General features: G+C 33.1%; 21 protein-coding genes. 7 read left to right on the forward strand and 14 right to left on the reverse strand.

Features of this window, described 5'->3' with window-relative positions; all coding sequences use genetic code 11:
• The first annotated feature begins 231 nt into the window (after positions 1 to 231).
• The 3 genes from OOK99_RS00360 to OOK99_RS00370 all read left to right on the forward strand — a co-directional run bounded on the left by OOK99_RS00360 (position 232) and on the right by OOK99_RS00370 (position 3,092).
• Positions 232 to 726: a WBM0748 family T4SS-associated protein gene (locus tag OOK99_RS00360; protein WP_264336288.1), complete on the forward strand. Its 495-nt coding sequence runs from the start codon at positions 232 to 234 to the stop codon at positions 724 to 726.
• A gap of 284 nt (positions 727 to 1,010) precedes the next feature.
• Positions 1,011 to 2,273 (forward strand): pyruvate dehydrogenase complex dihydrolipoamide acetyltransferase, encoded by a 1,263-nt coding sequence (locus OOK99_RS00365; protein ID WP_264336289.1) that lies wholly within the window; start codon positions 1,011 to 1,013, stop codon positions 2,271 to 2,273.
• A 57-nt stretch (positions 2,274 to 2,330) separates the two neighbouring features.
• Positions 2,331 to 3,092 carry a hypothetical protein gene (locus OOK99_RS00370; RefSeq protein WP_264336290.1) on the forward strand — a complete coding sequence of 254 codons (762 nt, stop codon included), beginning with the start codon at positions 2,331 to 2,333 and terminating at the stop codon, positions 3,090 to 3,092.
• A gap of 99 nt (positions 3,093 to 3,191) precedes the next feature.
• On the opposite strand, the gene OOK99_RS00375 is transcribed toward OOK99_RS00370, so the two are convergent.
• On the reverse strand, positions 3,192 to 4,937 hold the full coding sequence (locus OOK99_RS00375) for a type I secretion system permease/ATPase (protein WP_015588031.1): 1,746 nt from the start codon (positions 4,935 to 4,937) through the stop codon (positions 3,192 to 3,194).
• A 262-nt stretch (positions 4,938 to 5,199) separates the two neighbouring features.
• On the opposite strand from OOK99_RS00375, the gene OOK99_RS00380 reads away from it, so the two are divergent.
• Positions 5,200 to 6,211 (forward strand): IS630 family transposase gene (locus tag OOK99_RS00380; protein ID WP_264719384.1). Its coding sequence is split into 2 segments (ribosomal slippage): positions 5,200 to 5,661 and positions 5,663 to 6,211, totalling 1,011 coding nucleotides; the frame shifts between segments, so codons are not numbered across the junction.
• Between the two features lie 174 nt (positions 6,212 to 6,385).
• Here the strand turns inward: OOK99_RS00380 and OOK99_RS00385 are convergent.
• From OOK99_RS00385 to OOK99_RS00405, 5 genes are all read right to left on the reverse strand, one after another.
• Positions 6,386 to 9,871 carry an ankyrin repeat domain-containing protein gene (locus OOK99_RS00385; protein WP_264719842.1) on the reverse strand — a complete coding sequence of 1,162 codons (3,486 nt, stop codon included), beginning with the start codon at positions 9,869 to 9,871 and terminating at the stop codon, positions 6,386 to 6,388.
• 61 nt (positions 9,872 to 9,932) lie between these two features.
• Complete coding sequence (gene tsaD / locus OOK99_RS00390; protein WP_264719843.1) at positions 9,933 to 10,991, reverse strand: tRNA (adenosine(37)-N6)-threonylcarbamoyltransferase complex transferase subunit TsaD; 1,059 nt, start codon at positions 10,989 to 10,991, stop codon at positions 9,933 to 9,935.
• Positions 10,992 to 11,407: 416 nt separating this feature from the next.
• Complete coding sequence (locus tag OOK99_RS00395; RefSeq protein WP_264719844.1) at positions 11,408 to 11,560, reverse strand: hypothetical protein; 153 nt, start codon at positions 11,558 to 11,560, stop codon at positions 11,408 to 11,410.
• A gap of 132 nt (positions 11,561 to 11,692) precedes the next feature.
• Positions 11,693 to 12,070, reverse strand: a complete 378-nt coding sequence (locus tag OOK99_RS00400; RefSeq protein WP_264719845.1) for a P44/Msp2 family outer membrane protein — start codon at positions 12,068 to 12,070, stop codon at positions 11,693 to 11,695.
• A protein-coding gene (locus OOK99_RS00405) for an IS630 family transposase (RefSeq protein WP_264719384.1) occupies positions 12,067 to 13,078 on the reverse strand; the annotation gives its coding sequence in 2 pieces (ribosomal slippage) (positions 12,067 to 12,615 and positions 12,617 to 13,078; 1,011 coding nt in all). The genes OOK99_RS00400 and OOK99_RS00405 overlap by 4 nt, the downstream gene beginning before the upstream one ends.
• Before the next feature lie 30 nt (positions 13,079 to 13,108).
• Here OOK99_RS00405 and OOK99_RS00410 point away from each other — a divergent pair.
• Positions 13,109 to 15,688 carry a peptidase M2 gene (locus OOK99_RS00410; RefSeq protein WP_264719618.1) on the forward strand — a complete coding sequence of 860 codons (2,580 nt, stop codon included), beginning with the start codon at positions 13,109 to 13,111 and terminating at the stop codon, positions 15,686 to 15,688.
• A gap of 52 nt (positions 15,689 to 15,740) precedes the next feature.
• A protein-coding gene (locus OOK99_RS00415; RefSeq protein ID WP_264719384.1) for an IS630 family transposase occupies positions 15,741 to 16,752 on the forward strand; the annotation gives its coding sequence in 2 pieces (ribosomal slippage) (positions 15,741 to 16,202 and positions 16,204 to 16,752; 1,011 coding nt in all).
• Here OOK99_RS00415 and OOK99_RS00420 read toward each other — a convergent pair.
• The 5 genes from OOK99_RS00420 to OOK99_RS00440 all read right to left on the reverse strand — a co-directional run bounded on the left by OOK99_RS00420 (position 16,709) and on the right by OOK99_RS00440 (position 19,985).
• Entirely contained in the window at positions 16,709 to 17,002 is a 294-nt protein-coding gene (locus tag OOK99_RS00420) for a hypothetical protein (protein WP_264719846.1), read from the reverse strand. The two genes, OOK99_RS00415 and OOK99_RS00420, sit on opposite strands and share 44 nt — an antisense overlap.
• 144 nt (positions 17,003 to 17,146) lie before the next feature.
• Positions 17,147 to 17,281, reverse strand: a complete 135-nt coding sequence (locus OOK99_RS00425; protein WP_264719847.1) for a hypothetical protein — start codon at positions 17,279 to 17,281, stop codon at positions 17,147 to 17,149.
• A gap of 20 nt (positions 17,282 to 17,301) precedes the next feature.
• A complete protein-coding gene (locus tag OOK99_RS00430; RefSeq protein WP_264719848.1) occupies positions 17,302 to 17,532 on the reverse strand; it encodes a hypothetical protein in 231 nt (76 codons plus the stop codon).
• 110 nt (positions 17,533 to 17,642) lie between these two features.
• Positions 17,643 to 18,380: a WD_0702 family putative metalloprotease gene (locus tag OOK99_RS00435; RefSeq protein WP_264719849.1), complete on the reverse strand. Its 738-nt coding sequence runs from the start codon at positions 18,378 to 18,380 to the stop codon at positions 17,643 to 17,645.
• A gap of 177 nt (positions 18,381 to 18,557) precedes the next feature.
• Entirely contained in the window at positions 18,558 to 19,985 is a 1,428-nt protein-coding gene (locus tag OOK99_RS00440) for a sensor histidine kinase (RefSeq protein WP_264719850.1), read from the reverse strand.
• A 64-nt stretch (positions 19,986 to 20,049) separates the two neighbouring features.
• Between OOK99_RS00440 and OOK99_RS00445 the strand changes: the two genes are divergently transcribed.
• On the forward strand, positions 20,050 to 21,219 hold the full coding sequence (locus OOK99_RS00445) for an aspartate aminotransferase family protein (RefSeq protein WP_264719851.1): 1,170 nt from the start codon (positions 20,050 to 20,052) through the stop codon (positions 21,217 to 21,219).
• Here the strand turns inward: OOK99_RS00445 and OOK99_RS00450 are convergent.
• The 3 genes from OOK99_RS00450 to OOK99_RS00460 all read right to left on the reverse strand — a co-directional run bounded on the left by OOK99_RS00450 (position 21,216) and on the right by OOK99_RS00460 (position 26,005).
• Positions 21,216 to 22,247, reverse strand: a complete 1,032-nt coding sequence (locus tag OOK99_RS00450) for an ECF transporter S component family protein (RefSeq protein WP_264719852.1) — start codon at positions 22,245 to 22,247, stop codon at positions 21,216 to 21,218. The genes OOK99_RS00445 and OOK99_RS00450 overlap by 4 nt on opposite strands.
• A 95-nt stretch (positions 22,248 to 22,342) precedes the next feature.
• Positions 22,343 to 24,718, reverse strand: coding sequence for a DEAD/DEAH box helicase (locus OOK99_RS00455; RefSeq protein ID WP_264719853.1), 2,376 nt, complete (start codon positions 24,716 to 24,718; stop codon positions 22,343 to 22,345).
• Positions 24,719 to 24,890: 172 nt separating this feature from the next.
• Positions 24,891 to 26,005 (reverse strand): IS3-like element ISWpi17 family transposase gene (locus OOK99_RS00460; RefSeq protein WP_214303219.1). Its coding sequence is split into 2 segments (ribosomal slippage): positions 24,891 to 25,732 and positions 25,732 to 26,005, totalling 1,116 coding nucleotides; the frame shifts between segments, so codons are not numbered across the junction.
• Positions 26,006 to 26,072 lie beyond the last annotated feature (67 nt).

Below are 26,072 nucleotides of genomic sequence, written 5' to 3' on the forward strand. Positions count from 1 at the left end.
CTCAACTTTTATATGCTATTTTGCCAAAATAATTTTACCAAATAAGTAATATATATACACAATAATTCTCGTTTAAAAATTTTTTTACATTGGCCTATCTAAGTTATGTTTTAGGATGTAAAAGCTTCTTACTTTAATAATTTATTAAAGTAAACCATATATGGATTGCTATTTAGGAGCAGCTGTTGTACTTTAATCAGAAGGTACAGTAATGTAAGAAGGAGGTACTTTATGTCTTTAAAAAAGAAAATTTCTGAGTTTATAGAGGAACAGCTTGATATAAAATACCATGACAATTACTTGGCTTACACTATACACAATTGGGCTGCAAGTGAAATATCTAGATCTGTCGCTCTGTGTATAATTGGTTGTGGCGATTGTGAGATTAAGTATCAAGGTATTGCTAATTCATTTAACATAACGAAAGAAGAAATTAACCAAAGTAATATAGAAAGCATAAAAAATAAGATAGAAAGTGAAGCTAGAAAAGAAGGTAGTGAATTTTCCGAGTTGATTTCTAGAATGGATCAATCGATGAAAGAACAAAGTGAAAAGTCTATTATACAGATTTTAAATTCATCTGCTGAAGAGATGTTAAGGAGTTTTTATGGTAGTTCTATACAGAGGACAGAGGATAAAGAAGTTAGTGTATCCTCTGCTTCACATGAAGAGCCTGCTACAGAAGATTCGGAAACTACTGTTAATTCTGATCTTTTATCAATTTAACCAGCTCCCTCATATAAATTTTTCTGTACCCAAGCTATATGTTTGTGAGAGGATAGTAAGCACTACATTTTTCTATTTCCATTATAATAGGTTCGTCTATTTTCATGATGATCTTACTATTTGTACTTTGTCTAGGACTAAGCAATAGAAATAGTAGGATAACAGTAGTCAACCAAGATTCCAGCATCACGTACTAGGATGATATAAGTATCATAATTTACGATTAGATTGACATAGGGTAAAGAGTAAATTAAAAATTAAATAGATCTTTTAATGCAGAATAAATGCCTATAGAAATATTGATGCCTGCTCTTTCCCCAACAATGAGTAAAACTGGAGGAAAAATTGTAAAGTGGTGTAAAAAAGAACAAGATAAAGTTGAAATAGGTGATGTAATCGCTGAAATTGAGACTGATAAAGCCATAATGGAGTTTGAATCTGTCGATGAAGGAGTTTTAGCAAAAATTTTAGTGTCGGAAGGAACAAGTGGCGTACCTGTAAATCAACTGATAGCTCTAATGTTAGAGGAAGGGGAAGATAAAAGCGCACTTGATTTAGCTTCTGCCGTCAATACCAAGGTTGAGAAGGAGGTTGAAGCCGATTTTTCAGTATCATCCAACCCTTCGATTTCATCTAGCTCTTCAATGTCATCCCAGTGTGTGACACTGGGATCTAAAAAAGAGGATAGAGCAATAGAAAATAGAATAAAAGTAAGCCCCTTAGCTAAAAAAATAGCTCAAAATGAAGGTGTTGATATAAAGCGATTAAAAGGTACAGGTCCATATGGTCGTGTCATCAAAGCTGATGTATTAGAATTTTTAGATCAAACTAAAAGCTATGAGAGATTTGAGGAAAATACAACAGTTGAAGTAAGCAATATGCGCCAAGTGATAGCGCAGCGCCTAGTTGAATCTAAGCAAAATATTCCACACTTTTATTTAACTGTAGACTGCCACGTTGATAAGCTAATATCGCTCAAAAATGAGGTTAATTCAGCAAATGAAAACAATAAAGTAACAATTAATGACTTAATTATAAAAGCTGTGGCTTTCAGCATGAAAAAATTTCCTGATATAAACTCATCGTGGATAGATACTAAAATAGTAAGATACTCAAATATAGATATCTCAATTGCTGTAGCGCTTGAGGATGGACTGATTACTCCTATAGTAAAAAATGCTGATGAAAAAAGTGTTTTATCTATATCAAAAGAAGTGAAAGATTTAGTAAGTAGGGCAAGATCTGGAAAACTAAAGCCTGAAGAATTTCAAGGAGGAGGATTTACTATCTCCAACTTAGGCATGTTTGGTATAAAAACTTTCAGCGCTATAATCAATCCACCGCAATCTTGCATTATGGCTGTTGGTGAATCTAAAAAACAGCCGGTTGTCATAGGTGAAAAAATAGAGATAGCAGAGATAATGACAGTTACTCTCTCTGTTGACCACAGAGCAGTTGATGGAGCACTCGGAGCAAAATTTTTAAATGCCTTTAAGTACTATATAGAAAACCCTACGGTGATGCTTCTTGAGCCTTTATTATTATAATAAAATTAATACCTCTTAATTTATACTTTTATTAATTGATAGGTTTAGAGGTAAAATATGACTGATAAAAAGATAGAAAAACGTAGTATATTTTTTGATGCTGCAAAATCAAAATTTTCAAACGATAGGTTTCAAATAGATTCCTCGTCTAATGAGTCAATGGATACCATTGATAAAAAATTTAAGTATGAAGTGAAACTTCCAGGTGTTATTCACACTACAACAAGAAAAAATAATGTTGGAAGCGGATTAAATGAGTTAGATCTAAAAAAGAAAAACGAAAACTCTTTCAAGACATCAATAAAGAATATTGAAGAATCAGATAGTAAGAGAAACCAAAGTCATTTGCTGTCTCAGGAAGACTCATTTCCAGAACTACCAGCATGTGCATATAAGCCAGCACTGCTGCCAAAACCATCAAAAGAAAAAATAAAGGAAGCTGTAGATAAAATGCGCAATAATAGAAAAGCTCATAATTCTGCAAGTGTTGAAAATGGTGTTAGTTCAGACAGGTTCAAAGTGCGCCCGTTCTTATGTAATGATATAGATGGATATGTAGCTCCTGACAAACGTGACCGTAATCTAGAAAGGTGTAGGGTTACACATGATAGCAGTAAGCTTGAAGCACAAATGGAAAGAAAGCATGGGTTTCAATCAGATCCAAGTGTTAAGCATGTAAAGGCTGATACTGTAGTATGTTCTATTACTAAAGGTCATGACAAAAAAGGCGTTAAATCTGATGTCTCATATACACAAGAGCCTACATCAGAAATGTCTAAGGTTAATGTGAGAGAATTAGCAAATAGGTTCCGTGGCTAATCATTATTGGATTTTTCGAATAACAATTGCTTAAGATTTTATAAACTGTGCATATAGTACTCTATAAGAGAAAGAGAAGTGTGACAACTTCTCTCTTTCTTAACCACTTGCTGAAGAACGTTTATCTTCTGTGGCATCTGGTGATGGAGCAACTAATCTACTCAAAATCTCATCTTTTGGTCCCATAGCATAAATAACCCCATCTGACATGACGATCACTGTATTGACTACAGATAGTAGCTGTAGCTTATGAGTGATGATAACAGTGGTAGTATTTTGCTCTCTTGCAACATTGATTGCATTAATCAAGCGCGCCTCTCCATTACTGTCTAAGTTAGCATTCGGTTCATCAAGCACTAAAAGCTTAGTATTACCATAGAAAGCCCTTGCAAGTCCAAGAAGCTGTTTTTGGCCACCAGAGAGTATTACTCCTCCAGGTCCTCCTATTGTTGTATCATACCCATTTGGTAAGCTCAGTATTAATTCATGTATTCCTGCAATTTTTGCTGCTTTGATTATTTCTTCAGGATTTGGATCTGGTCTCATGCGGGCAATATTAGCTTTAACGCTCGTGTTAAATAACTCAATATCTTGAGGTAAGTAACCAACATAATTACCAAAGTTCTCTCGATTCCAAGTATATACATCAGCGCCATCTAGTCTGACTACACCTGATATGGGTTTCCAAACACCAACGGTTAGTTTTGCAATGGTCGACTTACCAGAAGCACTTGCACCAATAACACCAACAACATCCCCTGGTTCTATTACAAATGAGATTCCTTTTACTGTTGGCTTATTGCTCCCATAAGGAGTAAAAAATACCCTATCAAATTCCAACTTCCCTTCAGGCTCTGGTAGAGCCATAGTTTGCTCTCTTTTTGGGGATGTTAGTATAAGTCTTTGTAGCCTCTCATATGACATTCTGGCTTGATTTAAAAATTTCCAAGTATGAACTGCTGCATCAAATGGAGCCAATACTCTACCCATCAAAATCGAGGCAGCAATGATACTACCGGCAGTTTTGTGAGCTGTAATTGCAAGTAATGCGCCTGTTCCAATTACTGATATTTGCAGAGTTGAGCGTAGAAACTTAGTAATTCCAGTAATCACATTAGAACGATTCTGCGCTGTAACTTGCATTGCACGATTTTGATCATTCCGTTTACACCAATCAGAAACTATAAATTCTGACATGCCCATAGCTTCAACCACCTCTGCGTTTCTTGTTGCAACATCTATAGCATTAATATTGCGTATAGTTTCTTCATTGGTTTCTCGCAATATACGCTTAGTGGCAAGTTCATTCCATACTGCCATTGAAACTAATATAATGATCCCGGCAATAGCTATAAACCCTGTAGAGGTATGTATCATAAAGATCACAACAAGGTAAATTAGCGACCATGGAGTATCGAACAGTGAAAATATACCATTTCCTGTAATGAAATTTTTTATTACTCCAAGATCTCGTATTGCTTCACCACTTGAAGTTGAGCTTTGTACTGATGTTAACCTGATTGACCTTACTATTAGATCTGGTGTTGCAGTTTTATCAATCCAATCACCAATTTTAGCCATAGCTAAATATCGACAAGTTTCAAGCATTGCAGAACATGCAAACGCAGATAAAGTAATAATCGTCAGCATAACTAGTGTTGACACACTCTCGCTCGATATCACTCGATCAAGTACCTGAGAGGTATAAAGTGGCAAAAATAACATTAACGCATTAATCCCTGAGCTAAACCAGAAAATGAACCAAAACGCACTCTTGCACTTCTCTAGACAAGTATATAGTATACTTTGCTTTAATTCCTTTTTTATTGACGGAGTGATTTCCACAATCTTCCTTTTATTTAATTATATGTACCATATATAGTTTTTATTTCAAAAGTATTAACAGTTATTGCTTTATCATATCATTAATGTAATAAAATATTAATGATATGCGAATATAAACTTTTTCATAGCAAGGCTATCTATATTCCTTCTTTACTTGCGATAGCCTTACCAACTGCTTATACCAATTCCCGTTACACGGGAAACAGATAGACAATAATGGAAGAAAAGCCATAATGAAATAAGTGAAATAGTTTAGGTATAAATGGCACTCAGATCAAAATTATTGGATGAAGAAGTAGTAAAATCAGCAAAAGAGATGCTGAAGAAAGTAAGGAATAATGCATATGTTTCAAAAAAACTAAACGCTGTAATTGCAGCAAAAAAGTACAGTATAACGTCTGTAGCAAAAATATATTGCATTTCAAGAAAGGCACTAACTTCGTGGATAAAACTCTTGAAATTTGGCAGAGAAGAAAAACTGTTTGCTCCTCGATCACGCCGAAGAAAAACTAAATTAAATCAGGCTCAACTACAGCAAATTGAAGCATGGATAGAAGAAAACCCTAATATTACCATTAAAGAAATGAGAATAAGAATACAGGAAAAGTTCGACTTAAATATTAGCAAATCTACAGTACACCGCCATATGCAAAAGATGAAATTTTCATATATTACACCAAGACCAGTACACAACGTACAAGATAAAAGTAAACAAGAGGAATTCAAAAAAAAATCTCAATGAAGTTATTGGAAAGTATCCTGAAAAAGAGCTATTTTTCTTTGATGAATCAAGGTTTGGCACACATTCGAAAGTTGGGCATGGATGGTTTAAAAAAGGTACTAGAACTCGGGTTAAAATAAAGTTAGGTAGGCATAATTTTTATCTCTACAGTGCAGTTAATCCTAAAAATGGAGAGAGTTTTAGCTTATTTGCACCAAATGTTAACACTGATTGCATGAATATATTTCTTGAGCAAATGTTGCAATATCTAGGGACAAGAGAAGCTGTTCTTGTTATGGACTGTGCTAGTTGGCATAAGTCAAAAAATTTAAAGGTACCTAAAAACATTGAGATTATATACCTACCTCCATATTCACCTGAACTTAATCCTGTTGAGAGGCTTTGGTTATATATAAAACAGAACATTTTGCGCAATAAAATATACAGTACTATTGCTTTGCTTGAGAGCACTTTATGCAAATTTCTTACCTCTCTTGCTACTTCTACAATTAAACAACTCTGCTCTGTTTCCTATTTGACTCCACAACAATGAGAATTGGTATTACTACTCAATACTTAAATCTAAAAATTGATGCTATCAGAGTCAGTGACTACAATCTGCATCTATTTTCCTCTTGCTATATGATCAGGAAGTATTACATATTCCAATGATCTAGCTGTAATTGCTCTTTTTCTCACACAAGATGGATTTGTATATACCCTTGGTCTATCTTTCGAATTTAAAACAGTCAACAGTAATCCCCTCCTCAAAGTTAGAAAGTATTAGAGATGGAGATTTACTAACTTCCTTATCACTCACAGGATTATTTGCACTACCATAACTCACATGACGCGCTGCACTATGATTGTTACCACACTCTTCTCTTGAGGTTGAACTGCTTGGATTAAAAGGAGTCGAAAATATTGAATACCCATTGGTATCACCAAATCGTTTTATCAACCCACAGTTTTCTTCATTCATTTTTGTAATATTCTCGTGATTAGCACCTTCTGATAAGCTTGATGAAGCGATAAGATCTTCTTTTTTCTTACTAAAGATATTGCCTATTTTTAGCTTGATTGCAACATTCTTGAATTTGTTTTTCGGAGCTTTTGGGTTACTTTCTGAATGCTCATTTATAGTTATAAAACATGATTCATTATCTAACTTGTCCATTGTATCTTGTACTCTACTGGTGCGTCTTACATACTGATCAAGCTTTTCTCCTAAATTGCCCAGAAAAGAAGAACTTCTTCTTTCTGCTAACACTGTACTACCACGCCTATTCATTTTCTGAGAAGAAATATTGAGTTTGTCTCTACTCTCTAAGCTAACTGCATGCATAAGCTTGTCAAGCATACTTTTCACTTGTAAAATGTCTTCTGAATTCTTTGCTAGTTGTTCCAATATTGCGTTGTATCCTTCTGAATTATGAACTTCTACTATTGTCTTGGCTAACTTTCCTGTGACCTCTTCAATGCTGTTTATTTTTTCAGTATAGCTTTCTATCTTACGTTTAATAGGTTCTTTTTTATTGCCAATCATGAGGTTGGATAACATAAATGTAAGTGATAGGATAGAATAGAACATGACAATATAGTCAAAAGTTTTTTTTATTGCAGATTCTGACTGCTGATTATTGGGAATGCAAAAATAACTAATAAAATTTGATGCTAACATGACCATGGTAATGAATTCTAAAATCTTTCGGCTTTTTTCTTGATATTCTAGCTCAAGTTTATCATATTCCCTTTTGAGGTTTTCCCGTATTTCATAAAAAGGATCTAAAAATAACTTCAAGATACTTATATTTTTATATTCAATAGCATATTTTAAAAATGTTTTTCCTTTATTATCTTTTATGTCAAAATTTATTTTCTTATTTATAATTTGCCCTCTGTTGATGGTTGTTAGGTATAATAAGGCTTTAATAGCTTTTTCCCTTAAGTGCTCATTTTGTTTACGCTTTTCTAAAACCAACTTTTTCAAAAATTGACCTTGCTTAAAATCCTCATCTAAGATTCTTTCAAAATCATTATCATGCATTACAAGATAGTGTAATGGTGTTCTGTCAGATTTAGATACAACATTTAACATTTTCTCAGTATAGTGATAATTATCTGTTATAAAATATTCTATTACTTCAGCATTAAGGGTCATGGCAGCTAAGTGTAAAGGTGTAAGTTTATGATTGTTTGTGTTAAAGAGTTTTCTAATAGTTGATTTAGAAACGCTTTCAATAATATACTGAGAACATACTACGCCATCGGCAAGAGCAGCCATGTGTAACAATGTATTGTTGTTTTCATCACATAACACTTTGATGCTAGCAGCCACCTTTTTATCTACAAGTTCTTTTGCTACAAATTCAAGACATTCCTTATTGCTGCTCAAAACAGCTGCAAATAACAACTTTTTTTGTGTATTTTGTTCTGGAAAAATACCAATTGGGCTTTTTTCTACCAAATACTTAATGCATTCTACTCTTCCACTGAGGATAGATAAGTGTAGTAAAGTTTGTTCATCCTTATTTTTCTTACTTAATATTTCTTCCACTCTCTCTTTTGTAAAAAGGTACTCAAGGCATGATTTATTACCAACACGTGCTGCCATATGAAAGACGGTGTCACCGTTGCTATTCTCACGCAAAACCTCTTGGTAAACGTCAAATTTCCTCTCTTCCAACTTTTTTTCTATCATGCTTAAAAACGATAAATCAAGTTGGGCAGCAAAATGTAAAGGGGTGTTTCCTTCATTATTACTCTTATTTACTTGCATGCTTCTGTCTATTAATAGACTCACACATTTTTTTCTTAGTTCTGTTTCTGTATTACTCGATAGAGCTAAGTGTAGGGCCATATTTCCTTTGCGTGTTTCTGTGCTTAAATCGTAATCAGGAAATTTATTGAGTAAAAATGTTAGACAATCATACTTCCCGTACATTGCAGCTAAATGTACAAGATCTCTTCCATACTCACCTTTGGATTGAAGTATGCTATTTCCTATATTTTCATAAAATAGCTCTATACAATATGTATTACCATGTATAATAGCAATATGTAAGGGGGTGTTACCTTGTTTATTCTGAACAATTTTTGCACCTGATTGAATAAACAATTCTATTAGCTGTTTATTTCCATGTTTTGCAGTTATATGCAATGGGGTGTTACCATCTACATTTTCTTGATTAATTTCACTTTTTAGTCTACCTAAAAATTTTAGATGCTCTATAAGAAAATTTATGGCATTTTCTTGAGTTTCTGAGTTACCTGCAATCTTATGAAAAGGATTCTCATTATATTTATTTTTTAAAAATTGTACTTGATTATAAATGAAGAATTTTATGCACTCAGCATTTCCAGATTGCACAGCATAGTGTAATGCGTTATTTCCATATTTATCTGTTTTAATTTTCTCCCTATCAAAAATTCCTTTTGCTGTCAATATTTCTTTTAAATATTCTAGGAGGTTAGGACTTCCGCTTCTGGCAGCATAGTGTAACTCAGTTTTATTATTGGTAGTGCAACTAAAATCTGCTTCATTTTCTATGAGAATTTTCAAGCATTCTTTATTGCCAGATTTAGCCGCATAGTGTAGTGGTGTTTTGCCATCTCTATCTTTATTCCTTAATGCTTCTTCAATGTCAAAATTAGAATTTTCTATCACAAAACGTAAAATATCTTCTTTATCCAACTCAGCTAAATAATGTAGAAGTGTTTTATCATTACTATCTGCAAAATTCTCCAATTTTATAATCAATTCTCTGTCCATACCAAGGATTAGAGATACAGCTATTTTAACATGAATATCATAATTCCTATTTTTCTTTTGTTCTTTCCCGATTCTTTCAATAGCCACTGTTAATAGCGAAGAACCATCATCACTTGTTATATTCCATCCATCTTGACGAAATTTTTCAGCTAATGAATTACTTATATTTTCTGCTAAAATCCTGCTTTTTATACAATCAAGATTATTAGTACATATATTATAGTTTTCTTCTTGAGTTACTTTATTAATATAATCATATATGATTATTAGGTCTTGCTTATTGACTTTATCTTCTGAATTGCCTTGTAATGAAGAGAGGTCAATCTTACTAATTGCTCTGGCCATACCAATGGTTCCCGCAGCAAATAAACCTGAACTGAGTGTCTTTGCGCTTGTACTAGATTTAGCTTTGAAAACACTAGTAACTGTATTTTTGAACATACTGTACCTCATAAATAGTAATGCTGGTAGTGAATAAGGCTTTCCACTATAATTTTCAAGCCTACAAAAATTCACCAGCGGCCGCATTATATAGTAGATAATTTTTTGTGCCAGTAATATTTTCTAATTCCCACTTTGGCCTTGGTGCAAAGTCAAGAGAGTCTACATAGTTTCTCTGTAACCTTTCAATTCCTGTCCATCCAACCATCACTGCATTGTCTGTACATAAATTGCTTGGAGGAGAAAGCACGTTCAAGTCTATGTGCTTTTTTAATCTCTCTTTCAGGAAATTATTTGCTGCAACTCCACCAGTAATTACAAAATCATTAATTTTAATATTTAAGGATGAAGCAATAGTAATTGCATTTTTGACTCTATCAAGTAGTATGTCGCTGACACACTCTTGAAATGAGGCACACATATCACATACATCCTGTTCATTCATTACAAGTTCTCGTATTAAGTTTTTTACTGCTGTTTTAATTCCAGAAAACGAAAAGTCACATCCGGAGCGTTTTGTCATCGCCCTTGGCAGTTTAAATCTCATACCATCACCTTTTTTAGCTAATTTTTCAATCAATGGACCTCCTGGATAGCTTAGACCCAGCATCTTAGCGACTTTGTCAAATGCTTCTCCTAATGAGTCATCAAGCGTTTCTCCAAGTTTGATGTATTTACCTACATCCTGTGCAATTAAAAATTGACAATGGCCACCTGATATCAGTAGGACTAAAAACGGAAATTTAACTTCATATAGTAGCCTAACAACTAACGCATGTGCTTCTAAGTGATTGACTGCAATAAACGGTTTTTGTGCTACATGCGCAATTGCTTTAGCCATCATTGTACCAACTATTAATCCACCTATGAGTCCTGGTCCTGATGTCGCTGCAATTGCATCCAAATCACAAAAACTAAGGTTATATTTTTCCATAGCACTTTTTATTAAACCACTTAAATGCTTCATATGAGCACGTGATGCTATTTCGGGAATCACTCCACCGCGCTTTTTATGCTCTGCCTGAGAAAGAATTTCGTGAGCAAGAACTTGCTTGTTGCTATTTACAATTGCAACTGCAGTTTCATCGCAGCTTGTTTCAATAGCTAAAATAGTCTTCATAAATACTTTGATTATAAAAAACTATACCTTGAAATGCTGTAGAAGTTAACTGGAAAACATATATACCTTGAGCTAAATCTACACTATTACCTATTTTGCTGACTTATAGATGCAGTTCTAGATCAAATAGCGGCCTTCCTAAACCCTTTCCATGAATTAATCAGCAACTCATTTATTATATTCTCTTGGTCAGACATCTTAATTTCTTTCTTTACCCTGTAATAAACCTTTTGCCAATTTCCAACTTATGGGATAAAATCGCTTTCATTATTAAAAATCATTAATAATATAAGAAGAATTACTAAATTCTATTCTTTTCGTTGAAGATATATCAAGAATCTCAAATTCTGTACCCACGTTTTCAACTCTATGGCCAATAGCACTGCTAATAAAAAACCTTCTTTATTAGAGTTCTCCTATCCTTTTTCTGTATTAAGTAACGCCGATTTTACCACACCTAGATTTACACTCGTATAAAAATGTTCTGCTTTTTTATCTTTATCCTTACCGTTGCTCTCACTGTTTTTGTAAGAAAAAGATGTGCTTGACACACAGATTAATAACAACATTGAAATAGCTGTTTTTAGTAGTGATATTTATACTAATAATAAATATCTTTGGTATGCTATACTAGTAATAAAACAAGTCAATCTTTTAATAAAAGTAAGTTTTTAAGTGGTAGGTACCTACCACTCAATGAACTAGATATAAAACCTGAATCCAATTTCTACTATATGAGAATGAGAATGATATCTATCATAATCTTGAAGCTGCTTTACCTTAGGAGTATTATTTAGCAAACCAAGAAATCTGTAACCAAAAGATATCTCAGTTGAACTACTTGAACGATAGCTTAAACCAAACTTTCCCTGATAAGCTTTTATGAAATCATCTTTCGTGTCAAAATTGATGAATTGGCTTAATTGGGCTAATCCTACACCAAAACCAATGTATGGAGTAAAAAGACTGCTATTATTAAAGTGATAGTAACCATTTGTCATTAGCATAAGAGTGGGGATGCCTTCGTTTCCACTCGTTGGAGTCATACTCTCAATCTCAATACTAATACCAATTCTCATTGTTGTGGAGTCAAATAGGAAACAGAGCAGAGTTGTTTAATTGTAGAAGTAGCAAGAGAGGTAAGAAATTTGCATAAAGTGCTCTCAAGCAAAGCAATAGTACTGTATATTTTATTGCGCAAAATGTTCTGTTTTATATATAACCAAAGCCTCTCAACAGGATTAAGTTCAGGTGAATATGGAGGTAGGTATATAATCTCAATGTTTTTAGGTACCTTTAAATTTTTTGACTTATGCCAACTAGCACAGTCCATAACAAGAACAGCTTCTCTTGTCCCTAGATATTGCAACATTTGCTCAAGAAATATATTCATGCAATCAGTGTTAACATTTGGTGCAAATAAGCTAAAACTCTCTCCATTTTTAGGATTAACTGCACTGTAGAGATAAAAATTATGCCTACCTAACTTTATTTTAACCCGAGTTCTAGTACCTTTTTTAAACCATCCATGCCCAACTTTCGAATGTGTGCCAAACCTTGATTCATCAAAGAAAAATAGCTCTTTTTCAGGATACTTTCCAATAACTTCATTGAGATTTTTTTTTGAATTCCTCTTGTTTACTTTTATCTTGTACGTTGTGTACTGGTCTTGGTGTAATATATGAAAATTTCATCTTTTGCATATGGCGGTGTACTGTAGATTTGCTAATATTTAAGTCGAACTTTTCCTGTATTCTTATTCTCATTTCTTTAATGGTAATATTAGGGTTTTCTTCTATCCATGCTTCAATTTGCTGTAGTTGAGCCTGATTTAATTTAGTTTTTCTTCGGCGTGATCGAGGAGCAAACAGTTTTTCTTCTCTGCCAAATTTCAAGAGTTTTATCCACGAAGTTAGTGCCTTTCTTGAAATGCAATATATTTTTGCTACAGACGTTATACTGTACTTTTTTGCTGCAATTACAGCGTTTAGTTTTTTTGAAACATATGCATTATTCCTTACTTTCTTCAGCATCTCTTTTGCTGATTTTACTACTTCTTCATCCAATAATTTTGATCTGAGTGCCATTTATACCTAAACTATTTCACTTATTTCATTATGGCTTTTCTTCCATTATTGTCTATCTGTTTCCCGTGTAACGGGAATTGGTATTACCTTGGAGATGAGGGTGGTAAATGTTACTACAAAGGAGAAGCTGATGTTTTTGCTGAGATGTATGTCTATCAGCAAGGTGGCGTTCATAACCTTCAGCATGAATTTGCACATGGTTTAACTTACTTGGCTACAGGAGGAAAATCTCTACCTACAGTATTAATGGAGGGAATTGCAGATTACTTTGAACATCATTCAGATCACAAGTTCAATGCTCAAGGGTCAAGCATTGATAAAACTGAAGCCGCAAATTTGGATCTAGGTGGAATTTTAAATTTACAATACTCAGCCAATGGTGAAGAAAACAGTTTAGTGTATAAAACTGGTCATGCGTTGATAATGTACTTACAGGAAAAAGATCCTAGTTTATTAAGAGACTACCTAGATGCTTTACGTCAAGGTAACTCAGATGAATCAAAAAGTTTCTTGAAAGACATAAAAGGACATGATGCTGACTTCAAAAGTTGGCTTGCTGAGAATGATACAGAAACTGCAATGGAACATCTCAACGCTTTGCAAGTTACAAAAGGAGATTTTATAGCAACTGGTCAAGAAATAGTGGGTGGAGAAATTAAAAACATATCCTACTATAAAGCAAATATAGAAAAGATAGATGGAGAAAACGTTGGAAGTTTTTCTCCTGTAGAACATGTTGCATTTTATGATGTTGCTCGTGCTATTAATAGGGCAACAAATGATAACCTCGATATATCAAAGGAATATCATTTTTTAAAGGTAGTAAAAACTACTGATGGGCAGGTTAAGCTGACTTACTCTGATCAACAAGGTAATGAATATCAAAATAGTCAAGAGTATAAAATGCAAGCTTTGAGGATATTATCAAAACATGGTGAAGATCTTAGAAAATCTTACTATGATGGGAAAGAAGACTTAGATAAGCAGAAGGATATAAAATATAATGATGTGTTGAAAAGCCTGTGTGAACAGGAAGAAACACAGCGTCATGATGCATACGAACAATACAAAAGAGGAGAGATCTCTTATGAGAAATTTGTAGAAAAATGCAATTCAGCCAGCACTAATTATCATAATGAAGATAAGAGATTATATAATGCTACACAGGACAAATATACACAACTGAAAGATGATTTGCTTGATAAAACCATAAACGCTGGCTTGAAACAAGTAAAAGAAACTCAGAACATTGACGTAGAAAAGATGTTAGAAGAGATGGTTAATATCGATCCAAACTTGATAAGAGGTACAAATCATATTGATCTACAAGAAGGCAAGTTTTTTTCTATGCAAGCTCTTGGTCACGGAGATATGGGTGCACTATCTATATATGATGGGAATACAAAGCTTGGAGAGTTGTCGAGCGAATCGGGCTTTTTTAAGCAAGTTGAAGGTCAAACTAAAGAAACTTTTGTTTTTGAGGACATATTGCACAACTTGAATACTCAATATGACGGTGGTGCTTATATGGCTATTACAAAAGAAAATGGTCATTATAAAGCTTCTTTAATAGACGGTAGAACAGTTGAACGTGATGAATACTTTGATGAAGCACATTTACATGAAAATGAATTGTTGCATCCTAGCACTGGACACATTCAAAAAGATTTAGATTCTCTGCTTCTTAGAGGGACCAAAATTCTAAATCATCAGGATTCAAAGCATGCTCAATATTCTGATGAGCAAAGAGAAAGCGGCGTAATCGTAGAAAAAGGAACATTATTGGATGATAAAGGGACTGATAGAACAGACGACGATGTATACGAAGCGGTTGTAAAGCAAGGAGGCGAAAATCTACATGCATTCAAAAATATGGGTTTCTATATTACTGAAGAGATAAAAAATGAAAGAGGTGAAGTTATAAATGAAAGTAACTTGTTCATTCATGATCATGGAAAAAACATAAGGTTTCAATTGCCAGGCAATGTTACTCACCTAAAATTGGTGGAAAAAGATGGACAATATAAATTAGCACCATCTGATTCTGAAGGAAGAGAATATAGTAGCATACCAGACGAATACAAATATATTGACCCAGTATTTGCACATGAATATGAAAAGAGAGATTATTCTCATAAACATATAAATGTGGGCCTTATAAACTTAGAAAAATATGCCTCTGGTAAACTTTTTACCATTAAACATGATCCAAATGATTATCAGATACAAAGAAACTCGAGTGGTGAAATAGTGAGAATCAACAATCAAAGATATTTCACTAAAGTAAAACTATTTGATGGTGATACTGATGAAGAAATTGGAATGTTATCTAATAATTTCCATAACTTCAAAGGAAAAATATTCTTTTCTGCTGATTATAACTACAGTTATAACGATTTCCTATCATCTGTTTCTCCTCAAGTTGAAATTGAGGATATGGGAAATGGAAGTAAAAAAATAACTTTTGATCAAGGTGATGGCGATATCGGTGACACTAATAGAGGCTACACTGACTATCAGAGAATATTCACAAAAGAGAAACAAACCGAAAGTCCAAAAGGGCAAGTAAGTGAAACTAATACCAATTCCCGTTACACGGGAAACAGATAGACAATAATGGAAGAAAAGCCATAATGAAATAAGTGAAATAGTTTAGGTATAAATGGCACTCAGATCAAAATTATTGGATGAAGAAGTAGTAAAATCAGCAAAAGAGATGCTGAAGAAAGTAAGGAATAATGCATATGTTTCAAAAAAACTAAACGCTGTAATTGCAGCAAAAAAGTACAGTATAACGTCTGTAGCAAAAATATATTGCATTTCAAGAAAGGCACTAACTTCGTGGATAAAACTCTTGAAATTTGGCAGAGAAGAAAAACTGTTTGCTCCTCGATCACGCCGAAGAAAAACTAAATTAAATCAGGCTCAACTACAGCAAATTGAAGCATGGATAGAAGAAAACCCTAATATTACCATTAAAGAAATGAGAATAAGAATACAGGAAAAGTTCGACTTAAATATTAGCAAATCTACAGTACACCGCCATATGCAAAAGATGAAATTTTCATATATTACACCAAGACCAGTACACAACGTACAAGATAAAAGTAAACAAGAGGAATTCAAAAAAAAATCTCAATGAAGTTATTGGAAAGTATCCTGAAAAAGAGCTATTTTTCTTTGATGAATCAAGGTTTGGCACACATTCGAAAGTTGGGCATGGATGGTTTAAAAAAGGTACTAGAACTCGGGTTAAAATAAAGTTAGGTAGGCATAATTTTTATCTCTACAGTGCAGTTAATCCTAAAAATGGAGAGAGTTTTAGCTTATTTGCACCAAATGTTAACACTGATTGCATGAATATATTTCTTGAGCAAATGTTGCAATATCTAGGGACAAGAGAAGCTGTTCTTGTTATGGACTGTGCTAGTTGGCATAAGTCAAAAAATTTAAAGGTACCTAAAAACATTGAGATTATATACCTACCTCCATATTCACCTGAACTTAATCCTGTTGAGAGGCTTTGGTTATATATAAAACAGAACATTTTGCGCAATAAAATATACAGTACTATTGCTTTGCTTGAGAGCACTTTATGCAAATTTCTTACCTCTCTTGCTACTTCTACAATTAAACAACTCTGCTCTGTTTCCTATTTGACTCCACAACAATGAGAATTTGTATAAAATCTTCAAGTTTACAACCAGCAGAGGCACTGAATAATTTGTTCACTAAGTCATGAAAAGGATGAAGTTTTTGACCTACGGTCAAACCTACATAACACTCCTGTTTTTTTTCATTTTTATGCTCATTCTCACTGTTGCTTGCACTTTTTTCAAAAGCAAAAGATGCACTTGACACACAAATTAATAACAACATTACAATAGCTGTTTTTAATAATGATTTTTTACTTAATATGCTCATAATAAATATCCTTAATATATTATCCTATTAAGAGTATACAATTAATAAATTATTAATGCAAGTAAATTTTTTAACTTTACTATTATTGCCTGCTTTACTGACTTGTAGCTACAGTAACATATTCTAAATTAGGTAGTGGTCTGCTTAAATCCTTCCGTTAGCAGCCCATTCTATAATGCTCTCTCGGGCAGATATCCTAATTTCTTCCTTTAGTGTTGTAACCAATCCCTGGGATTTTATTTCTTTCTCTTCTGATATTCCTTCCCCATTTGCACGCATTATTACCCTGATACACTTTGCTATGACAGAATTGTAAGATTTTGTACTTCCCTTCCCATCAGCACATCAATAAAATCATCAGACAATTTTACCTCTTCTATTCCTTTCAGCCCATTAGGAGATATTACTGGTTGTTTATATCGCCCTAGAACACAACCTACTGAACCTTTTAGCATATTTACTATAAGATCTCTAGTGCTTACCTCAGGTGGCAAGTCTATATTTGCATGCATCTCTTTATTATATCTCATCACTCGCATTGTAAAATGCTAGAATTACCTTATCAATGAAAATCACAATTCCACTGCTCATTAGTGGATTCACCTATAATGGTAAATGCAGAAGAACATCTAGCTATAATCTAATCACTGTCTCCAAATATAGAACCAATTCTTTTGCTCCCAGGAGAAAATTTATTAGTCCAGCTGCTTTGTACTTTGTTTATATCTTTAAAGGCCGTTTTGTTGCTATACTCCTTTACTTCTTTATCTATTCTCTCCATTATTTGTGGATCTAGATAGCTCTTTCTCCATTGGTTAGTAGCAAGAAATACTTTGTTTAAATCTTGAGTGCGAATTAGATATTCCTTGTCTTTAGGATAAACCTCCTGAGCCCAAGCGAATAGCTCAAAATAGCGTGCAAATAATTCGGATGCGCGTGATTTTGCAGTTCGATAAGCTTGTATCTCTTTAAATATAATTTGACCAATAATTTTTTGTACCAGAATATTTGACTGCTTCAAGTTCTGCTCAATATCCTGATAAACTTTATAGAGAAATTCTTGCTCTAAGCTTAAGTTCAGTTCATTTTCAACCATATGTGAAAGTTCATGTACTATGATGTAAGGATTTGACCTTCTTAGCACAATAACATACTTATTTAAACCAGAAGATCGAATTGTCTTACACACTCCCTCTTCCATATCCATTAATCCTTCTTGATATATTTCAAATGAGAGTCTATTTTGCTTTATTAGTGACAAAGTGAGGTTCAATGTATTTCTAAATTTCTCAAATTGATAGAGATATTCGACATATTGTATTACGTTTTCACCACTTCCTACTTGAGTTGCTTGTTTTATTAAGTTCCTGGTTAGCATGCTCCATTATTAAAGGAATTTTCTTTATACTCAAGAGTTATAAAGTATTTTTAGGAAGTATAGCTAAAGTAGTTTAAGTTCACTGACATCCCGCTACTTGTTAGCAGTCAAGAGGTATCATGTCAGTATGACTTAGGAATGTACTAGATATAAAAGTGCAATATCAAATATATTCTACTAAAAATCAATCAGATCTTCACATGTTTGTTCTTCATAAAAGAAGTTCAATGTTATCGTAGTACCAAGCTTTGCTTCACTTTTAATGCTGAAAGTCCCACCCATTAACTCTACTAATTTCTTGCTTAGCGGTAATCCGATACCTGTACCTTCATTTCTATATCCTGAATCTGCTTGACCAAAAACGGACATAACTTTATATATGTCCTGCTGCATTATCCCTATTCCATTATCATGAAACTCAATAGTTAATAAATTTTTTTCTATATTCTCTTTAATAATCATTCTTATTACACCACCTTGAGGAGTGAACTTGATTGCATTTGATAACAAATTTATTATAACTTGCTTCATTCTTTTGGGATCGGCGATAACTAATAATTGTTTATCAGATATCTCTTTCTTTAAACTAATCCCTGTTTCTTTTAGTTTAGGTGATAACATTTTTAAGCACGAATCTATTATCTTATTCAGATTAAACTTCACTTTCTCTACTGTTAAACTACTTGATTCAGCTTTAGAAAAATCGAGCACATCATTAATCAAAGCAAGTAAATGTGTACCAGCATTATATATATCGTCTACGTATTCCTTGTATTTAGAGTGATCTACCGAACCTAAAGTTTCATTTTTGATCAACTTTGCAAATCCAATAATAGCATTAAGAGGTGTACGCAACTCATGTGTAACACTTGCAAAAAATTTTATCTTATTTGCATTTTCTTGCTCTAATGCCTCTTTAACCCTTTGTAATTCAATATTAGTTTTATGCTGCTTGGCTAGCATTTGGGTATTGGAAAAGTGCAAATAAAGCATTATTAGTATTAAGATAACCAGTAATAAGCCCATTAATATTGAAAATAGACTATATACCATAATATAAGAGCCATTATAGCTTTGAATGATCTTCAAAAAAAATGAAGGCTTAATGTCATCTTCATGAAATATAGGGAAAGTAGAAGTTAATGTATTTCCTGTAGCGTAAAATATTTCTTGATTGCTTAGCAATTTATCAATTTCATCATTTGTAAGCAACTGCTCATAGTCATGACCTTGAGTATTAAAATTACTGAAAATTACTCTGGCATTTTGATCATACAGTATTAAGCTAAAATTTCTTACTTTGCTTACTGATTGTAACAATTCAGCACGCAATTTTACCAACTGGTTTATGTAATCAAAACTGTTATATTTAATATGATGTTTTTCTATTAGTAAATAATGATATTTTTTTATTATACTATTTTCCAATAGATCTTTTAAGTTTGCATTTGAATTACGGTAAAAAGAAAGAAAATTATTCTTTAATGAATAACTGCGGTATATTGTGCCCAATAAAACCACAAAAATTAATAAGAATAGCGAGATAATTTTTGTATATCTATTTGTTTTTAGTGTAGTAAAAATTAATTTACTTAATTTATACATATTCTTCTCATTGTGAAATAACGTCTTTTATGGTATTAATAAAAAATTAGCATATCATACTTTTATGACAATTTCTCCTATCTTGCCAGTTTATTCTCCTGTTAACATAAATTTTTCTTATGGCAAAGGTATTTACTTGTATGATATCGATAATAAGCGCTATATAGATTTTCACTCTGGAATAGCTGTTAGCAGTTTAGGTCATGCCAACCCACGATTAACTGATGTCCTAAAATTACAAGGAGAAAAACTATGGCATATATCAAATACCTATAATATATCTACTACCAACAAATTTGCAGAAAATTTAATAAACAACAGCTTTGCTAATACTGTATTTTTTGCAAATTCTGGATCAGAAGCAGTGGAATGTGGACTTAAAATCGCTAGGGCCTATCAAAATGGAAAAGGTAATAAAAATCGCTATAGAATTCTAACATTTCATGGTGCATTTCATGGAAGGACATTTTTAACTTGTGCAACAAACGATAGACAGAAATTTTCTGAATTACTGAATCCTTATATTGACTGGTGTGATAACATAGAGCCCAATATTGAGAGTGTAAAGAAAGCAATTTCTAATGGCATAGGTGTTATATTAATAGAACCAATACAGGGACAAGGTGGTATTAAAGTAATGAGTGAAGTCTTCATGAAAGAGCTAAGAGAACTATGTAACGAAAACGACATACTGCTATTTTTTGATTGCGTTCAGTGCGGTGCTGGCAGGACAGGAAAGTTATTTGCATATGAACACATAGGAATTAAGCCTGACATATGTGCTCTTGCAAAAGGAATAGGAGGAGGTTTCCCTCTAGGGGCTTGTCTTGCAACTGAAAAGGTTGCTAAGTATATGGCGGTCGGTATGCATGGTTCTACTTTTGGTGGTAATCCACTTGCAACTTCAGTAGGTAATGCTGTATTGGATGAATTGCTCAGCCCTGGCTTCTTAGAAAATGTTGAAGTTAGAGGTAAGTCTTTAAAAAACAAACTAGAGGACTTAGCAAGCAAGTTTCCAATGATAGAAGAAGTGAGAGGAAAAGGGTTGATGCTAGGAATAAAAGTAAAAATGAATAACCAAAAATTTGCAGAAGAGCTAAGTCACCGTGGTTTACTCACTGTTGGAGTAACATCAGATAACGTTGTAAGAATCTTGCCTCCACTCATTATCACTGAAAAAGAGATTGATGAAGGCATTGAAATCCTCACTCAGTATTTATCTGAAAAGTTCTAGTTAAAAACTAAACCTTCCTGCTCACTAGTTGTTGGCTGTATCAAAATTGCAGATAAAGCAGTAGCTACAACTTTATCAGCTACTTCATTTGTACACTTTGCCTTTTCCTGTTCTCTTATCAGTGTAAGCTCATTTATATCACTTAGTGAGTCAAATTTTGTTATATCCTCAAATATAAACGATTGCACGATGTCTTTCGGAATATTGAAAAAAGCCGAGTTACCAAGCGATAATGTCATATCTAACAAACTTTTCATTAAGCCGTTTCTCAAAACACATTTAGACAGTTCTCCTAAAAGAATTGGCACTCCAAAAGTAAAAAATGCTCCTCTCACTAAATAGGTTGTTATTTCATATAACAATGCACCACACAAGAGTGCCAATGGTCCAAATACTATAAAACCGCAAAGTAAAGGCAATGGCATGGTCTGACCTGATGATATTCTACCTATAAGCTCCATTGAAATTATAAACCCAATAAGTAACATAGCTCTACCTAGATATGTCCTTTCTTTAGAGCGTTTGTTAAAGTTTTTCTCACGTAACTTAGAAAAATCATTGTTAACTCTGACTTCAAAAATATTATGGTTGATTTTTAATTTTAGCTCTAAGTCCTCTATTCCATGATGCCACTTATGACACCTTACAATTTCATCAATTATCGTACTAACTTGATTATTGATTTTGTATAATTTGCTTTCTTGATATAAGTTGCCTTGATAATATTTTTCTCTCAAGTCTACACAATTTAAATTCTTTAAATCACATAAAAAATCTTTGATTTCTTGTGCCATTTTATTAGCATCATCTTTGTAGCCTACAGCTTTCAAAATTGTTACCAAGTGTTTATTTTCAATTTGAGCAATTGTTCTATCTAATGCACGTATATATTGCTTGGATTGAAAATATGAGATGATTTTTTCTTTACATCTATCCTCATTGCCTTCGTACAAACTATTTCTTTTGAAACTGCTGTCATGTTCTTTGGCAATTTCTAATGCATGAACCAATACATTTTGCGCCTTCACACTACTTTCACAGTGACAGTTTCTGATTATGTGTACATACGCTCTTGCACTGGTATCTCCAGATTTATCTATATTGTACGCTTTAGCCAAAAAGACTAAATAGTCAAACCTGCCCAAAGATAATACATTACCTTTGTTATAGCACTCCCCACAGAAAATAAAGCTGAGCGTGTGCAAGATAATTTACCGTTGTTTTTAATTCTGTTCTCATATGAACGAAGGTATGCCTCTGTACTTTTTAAAATCTTATGTAAATCTTGTTCTGTCTTTTTGACATCAAAATCATTTATATCATGAACTTTTTCATACGTTTCTTTTATCAAATCACTAGAAAACTTCTTCAGAGCTGAATCATCAATATTTCCTAATGCATCAATATTTTTACTAATATAGATTTCTATTTTTCTTCCAAGTTCTTCTCCCATTCTATTTTTTAGCAACTTATTGTATTTATTAGTAGCTGGAAACAAAACTTTCTGACAAAATTTCTGTGGTTCGTTTTTAAAATTTGCTAAGATCTTATTCACAAATAGCTCAACTTCTTCACCTGCAGCAGCGAAAAACCATGATTGTCTGCTCTCATTACGCTCTCTATTTCTTCCAAGATTCTGTAGGGCTTCAGATGGATTATTGAACTGACTAACCGAATCTGCAAATATTGATGCAACATGATTATATTCACTATCAAATCCACGACCTTTCGATCCATCTATAACCGTTGTCAACGCATATTTAGCCAATGAATCAAAATCTCTTTTTTCATAATCACAATAAAGAGTTCGATATCCACCTATCTGATTACGTATTATCGCTGAAAAGAGTCTGTTTTCTCCAATACCAAGATCATTTTTCCCAATTCCTGCAAAGATACATTTATTTTGTTTGCAGAAATCAATGAGACTATGTAGTATACCTTCCTCTCTTTCCATGAGGTCATGGAGCTCTTTGCTTAAGCGCCAATTATCAACTATTAAGCTGCATTGCTCATTATCACTTTTACTCAGTGCTTCAATTACTGTCTTTATTTGCAGTAAGAGCTCATCTCTAGCAAATTGCTCACTAAAGCCTTTTCTCTCTAGGTAGCTTATAATATTGTTATCATTAGTGGTGCTAACATTCTTTTTAACATCTTCTATCAATTCACTCAAACCTTCTCTTCTTTTTTTATCTAAAGTAATATTATCACACTTCATTAAATATGAGAGAGTAAGATCGATCATTGAATGCATTACTCTATATTTTAGATATTCAGCAGTACTACTGAAATCCACCTTTTCTTTTAATTCAGATATCTGCTCTTCTGTCAGACTAGGATGTTGCTTTTTAACGCAGCTTATAAAGTTCGCTTCGCGTAACTTGAGCCTATAGTCTTGATAAGATATCCCTTCAGGCTGAAATTTATTATACACTTCATAACGTGTACTACCTTCATATACTAAATTATCTCTACCCTGCAACGCAAAGTTAAGATTAACTATACTATTTACATCATCAGCTAAAAGCAGAGCACTTTCTCCAATTGGGCTTTGCACATTCCATCTTATAGAAGTTAATAAATCATCGGTATCAACAAGCTTATTGTAATTAAAAACTTCTTCGCTCTCTTCAACATATTCATGAGCTGGGCTCGATTTTTCTCTAGTAAATAAGCTACGCACGTTAGCAAGAAATCTAGAAAGCAGTTCTTTTGACTCTACACCAGTTGCTTTAGTTAGTACCCACCAAATTGGCAACATTACTATACCAAATATAAACATAGAAATTGTATAATATAAGTTTCCAATCAAAGCAGAATACAGCCAATAATCTGAAGTTAGACCAATTACAGCAGCAACATTACTATTTATAACAGGAAATAATGTAATCATAGGTATTATAGTAACAGCAATATTCACTACAAATGCTAGAGTGAAATTTGTTCTCCTATTGGTTTTTGCAATAACACTTGCTGTTTCGATGGCGTTTGCAATACAACGTCTACTCAATCTTGTCGGGCTGATAACTTTTCCGCATCTATTTAAAATCCTTCTCTTTGGTGTTGCAGTTAGGTAAGTCGTAGGATATTTCTCATCAAGCTTGCACATATTCTCAAAATCCTGCTGCTTGTTAATACTGTCTGCTTCATCAACACTAATCCACAACTTGGTATTTTGGTCTTTAAATTTACGATCATTTTCTTGCTGTAATAACAGGTCATGTGTCACTATAATTGTTGTAGGTTTAGTTGCCTTCAGTGCATTTTTAATTTCCTCAGCAGTTTTAGGTGTCCTAATGTTTACAGTAAATGCACTACTCATCATTTTTTTAGCTTGGTTTACTAGATCACTGCTTGGTACTGCAACAAGATGATGAAATCCTGCTTGGGCTAGTACATGACTCAGTATTCCAATGTCGTAAGTCTTACCAAATCCAGTTTCTGCATCGATCATAACATTACAGTTAGCAATGGAAGGGTTTTTGAGATGTTCCAATATCCCTTTAACAACAGATTTACGACGTGCTACTATTATAGATTCCTTTGTATCATCAAGTTATAATGCACCCATTTGTCTAGACCATTTTTTTCAAAGTGATCCGATTTTTAAAATGAATATGTTGATAAATACGTCGACACACATTTAAAGTATTTATCAATATATTCATTTACTGTTTATGATAATAAAGATCAGCAGGAACTTTATAATGTAGAGTCTGATGTCGCCTTCTATAGTTATACCAAGCAACAAAATCATTTATTATAAGATTTAAATCTCTGATACTATTTGGTCTATAATAATATATAGCTTCTTGCTTTAAAGTTCTCCATAAGCGCTCAACAAATATATTGTCGAAGCAACGTCCTTTATGGTCCATACTGATTTTAATATTAGCACGCTCTAATTCCATAATAAAGTTGTAGCTAGTAAACTGCACCCCCTGATCACTATTAAAAATCTCAGGTTTACCTTGTTTTAGAGCTTCTTTGAGAGTATAAAGGCAAAATCCAGCATCGAGATATGGTGATAATGAATGAGCAATAATATAGCGACTATACAAGTCCATTATTGCCACAAAATAGATAAACTTACCTTCTACCATAATATATGTTATATCAGTAGCCCATACCTGATTAACTCTACAAATAATCAAATCTTTGAGTAAATAAGGATATATTTTATGCTTTTTTTCTTTAATACTTGTATTACATCTTTTTCTACAATACAGCCCACTAATCTTCATTTTTTTCATAATTCTTAAGATTTTTTTGTGATTGACTACTACTCCACTCGCTATGATTTCAGCAGTAATTTTACGATATCCATAACGGCAATCAGAAGCCAAATATACTTCTTGAATCAAATTTGCTACTTCACTTTCGTTATTAATTATAGGCCTATAATATAGGCTAGATCTGCAAATCCCCAATAAATCAGCCTGTTTCCTAATTGACAGATCAGAATCTTTTTCTATAAACCTTACTCTATCTTTTTTGCTTATTTCAGTAATTTTTTTTTCAAATAGCTATTTTCCACTGTCAATTCTCCTATTACTTTATGTAAACTTTCTATTTCTTGCGCTAAGATTCTTTGTTTTCTCGCACTTTCACTTTCTTCAACAAATAGGTCTTTTAACCTTGCCAATACTCTATCACGCCAATCATATAGATTTGTTGATGGTATTTTATATTCACTACATATCTCAGCTGTGCTTTTTTGATTTTTTATTGCTTCCAAAGCTATCTTTGCTTTTAACTCTGGTTCATATTTTTTTGTTGCCATACTTTTACCCCTTTACCTTCCTACTCGGATCAACCATTTTTTTTTGGTCTAGTTTATGGGGTGCATT

This window comes from Wolbachia endosymbiont (group B) of Eucosma cana, from assembly GCF_947250645.1.
Lineage (GTDB): Bacteria > Pseudomonadota > Alphaproteobacteria > Rickettsiales > Anaplasmataceae > Wolbachia.